The following is a 1166-nucleotide window of genomic DNA, read 5'->3' as shown; positions in this document are numbered from 1 at the left end:
AAAATGGCAAAAGGTAAATTCGAACGGACCAAGCCGCACGTCAACGTCGGCACCATCGGCCACGTCGACCACGGTAAAACCACGCTGACCGCTGCAATCGCAACGGTTCTGTCGAAGAAATTCGGCGGCGAAGCTAAAGCATACGACCAGATCGATGCGGCTCCAGAAGAAAAAGCGCGCGGTATCACGATTAACACCGCCCACGTTGAGTACGAAACGGCGACGCGTCACTACGCGCACGTTGACTGCCCAGGCCACGCCGATTACATCAAAAACATGATTACCGGTGCTGCGCAGATGGACGGCGCGATCCTGGTGTGCTCGGCAGCTGACGGCCCAATGCCACAGACCCGCGAACACATCCTGCTGGCCCGCCAAGTTGGCGTTCCATACATCATCGTGTTCCTGAACAAGTGCGACCTGGTCGACGACGCAGAGCTGCTGGAACTGGTTGAAATGGAAGTGCGCGAGCTGTTGTCGAAGTACGAATTCCCAGGCGACGACCTGCCTATCATCAAAGGTTCGGCACGTATGGCGCTGGAAGGCAAAGAAGGCGAAATGGGCGTTGACGCAGTTCTGCGTCTGGCCGATGCGCTGGATGCTTACATCCCAACGCCAGAGCGCGCTGTTGATGGTGCATTCCTGATGCCAGTGGAAGACGTGTTCTCGATCTCGGGTCGCGGTACCGTTGTGACCGGTCGTATCGAGCGCGGCATTGTTAAAGTCGGCGAAGAGATCGAAATCGTTGGTATCACCGATACCGTCAAAACGACTTGCACCGGCGTGGAAATGTTCCGCAAACTGCTGGACCAAGGTCAAGCAGGCGACAACGTTGGTCTGCTGCTGCGCGGCACCAAGCGTGAAGACGTGCAACGTGGTCAAGTTCTGGCAAAGCCAGGCTCGATCAAGCCGCATGCTCACTTCACCGGCGAGATCTATGTTCTGTCGAAAGACGAAGGCGGCCGTCATACGCCATTCTTCAACAACTATCGTCCACAGTTCTACTTCCGCACGACGGACGTGACTGGTTCGATCGAGTTGCCAGCAGACAAAGAAATGGTCATGCCAGGCGATAACGTGTCGATCACCGTCAAGCTGATCAACCCGATCGCGATGGAAGAAGGCCTGCGCTTCGCTATCCGTGAAGGCGGTCGTACCGTCGGCGC

1 protein-coding gene is annotated in these 1166 nt (G+C 56.7%); it reads left to right on the top strand.

What is annotated here, in order from left to right:
• Nucleotides 1–3: 3 nt before the first annotated feature.
• Nucleotides 4–1166 (top strand): elongation factor Tu (gene tuf / locus ACQ4WN_RS26180; protein ID WP_436554126.1); only part of this gene is annotated, 1163 nt, incomplete at its 3' end.

The sequence above is a fragment of the Janthinobacterium pasteuri genome, from assembly GCF_051380775.1.
Taxonomy (GTDB): Bacteria; Pseudomonadota; Gammaproteobacteria; order Burkholderiales; family Burkholderiaceae_D; genus Janthinobacterium.
The sequence above is the reverse complement of the archived record's forward strand: the minus strand, read 5'-3'. Positions and strand labels throughout refer to the sequence as shown.